3 protein-coding genes are annotated in these 1,546 nt (G+C 61.7%); all 3 read right to left on the reverse strand.

What is annotated here, in order from left to right:
- Positions 1 to 301, reverse strand: a 301-nt coding sequence (locus WBR57_RS03275) for a molybdopterin cofactor-binding domain-containing protein (protein WP_424082071.1), incomplete at its 3' end; no start/stop codon positions are given.
- Complete coding sequence (locus WBR57_RS03280) at positions 298 to 789, reverse strand: (2Fe-2S)-binding protein (RefSeq protein WP_424082073.1); 492 nt, start codon at positions 787 to 789, stop codon at positions 298 to 300. The genes WBR57_RS03275 and WBR57_RS03280, both read right to left, overlap by 4 nt.
- Before the next feature lie 142 nt (positions 790 to 931).
- Entirely contained in the window at positions 932 to 1,366 is a 435-nt protein-coding gene (locus WBR57_RS03285; protein ID WP_424082075.1) for a MarR family winged helix-turn-helix transcriptional regulator, read from the reverse strand.
- Positions 1,367 to 1,546 lie beyond the last annotated feature (180 nt).

Here is a 1,546-nt window from a genome sequence, read left to right on the forward strand (position 1 = left end):
GGTTGGGCACGCGCTCGGTGTCGCCGAGCACCATCTTCACTTGGTCCATGCTCAGGTCGAGCTCTTCGGCGACGATCTGCGCCAGCGAGGTGCGGATGCCGGTGCCGAGGTCCACATGGCCATTGAATGCATACACCAGGCCGTCATCGTTCACCGCGATAAACAGGCCCAGCTCCTTGGGCTTGACGGTCGGCGTACCGCCCTTGGCCACCGGGCCCGAAGGCGGCAGCACGTCATCGACGATCAACAACACGCCGGCTTTGGCCAGCCACTGGTCGCGGGAGAGTGGTGTGTCGGTCATGGTCGGCCCTCCACGGTCAGGCGTTGAGCGGCACGCAGCACCGCGCGCAGGATTTCGATGTGGGTGCCGCAGCGGCAGAGGTTGCCCGAGAGTTCGTTGCGCACCTCGGCTTCGCTGGGGTTGGGGTTGCGGTCGAGCAAGGCCTTGGTGGTCATGATCATGCCGTTGAGGCAATAGCCGCATTGCGCAGCCTGCTCATCGATAAAGGCCTGCTGTACCGGGTGCGGCGCCTGGCGCGTGCCGAGGCCTTCGAGGGTCGTAATCGTGCGCCCCACCGCGCCGGCCAGCGGGAACACACACGAGCGTGCAGCCAGGCCATCGATGATGACCGTACACGCGCCGCACTCGCCCAGGCCGCAGCCATATTTGGGCCCATTGAGTTGCAGGTCATTGCGCAGCACCAGTAACAGCGGGGTGTCCGCCATGGCGCTGACTTCGCGGGTGTGGCCGTTGACCTCAAGCGCTACCGTGATGTGCTGGCTGATCATTCGCTTCGCCTGTAACAGTTGGTGAAGTGTTCACTACATGAAACAGTCAAAAAAAAGCGTCGCGGACCTGGGGTCTCGCGACACACTTGACTGATGAAGTGGCTACTACATCAACTCAGAGCAAAAACGGTGCCAGCCTGATTCAATCCTGGGGATCGTCGATCATTTTGCGCAACAGAAACAACACCGCCACACGCTCGGCCGGGTTGAGATTGCTCATGGTCAGCTCGCTGATCCGTGCGGCGCGCGGTGCCGTCTGCTCAACCAGCTCGGCGCCTGCGGCAGACAGGTCGACCACGACTTTGCGCTTGTCCTCAGGGTCGGGCTCCAGACTGATCAGCGCCTTGGCCTTGAGCCGTTCGACAATACCGCGGATGGTCGCCTGGTCCACCGCGGTGGCCTTGACCAACTCGGTCAGGGAACTTGCACCGTGATCGCGCAGTGCACACAGGGTGACGAACTGCACAGCGGTGAGCTGGGAATCGCCGACATTCTGCTGAAAGATCGCCAGGTGGCGCTGGTAGGCCTTGCGCAACAGGTGGCCAACTTGTTCAGAAAAGACGTAGGAATCAGGCACGGCGTGGCTCGGGGGTGGTGATGATTGGGAGGCATGATGGCGGGGTTACTGGAAGGACTCAAGGCATCTACTGAAGAAACGCGGGCAAAAATGTGGGAGCGGGCTTGCCCGCGAATGCGGTGGTTCAGTTTACTTTTTAGTCACTGACACAGCGCATTCGCGAGCAAGCCCGCTCCCACA

The sequence above is a fragment of the Pseudomonas sp. genome, from assembly GCF_049590575.1.
Lineage (GTDB): Bacteria > Pseudomonadota > Gammaproteobacteria > Pseudomonadales > Pseudomonadaceae > Aquipseudomonas.

Coding starts and splice junctions, on each gene's coding strand:
- WBR57_RS03280 (WP_424082073.1), bottom strand. CDS start 789: ATGATCAGCCAGCACATCACGGTAGCGCTTGAGGTCAACGGCCACACC.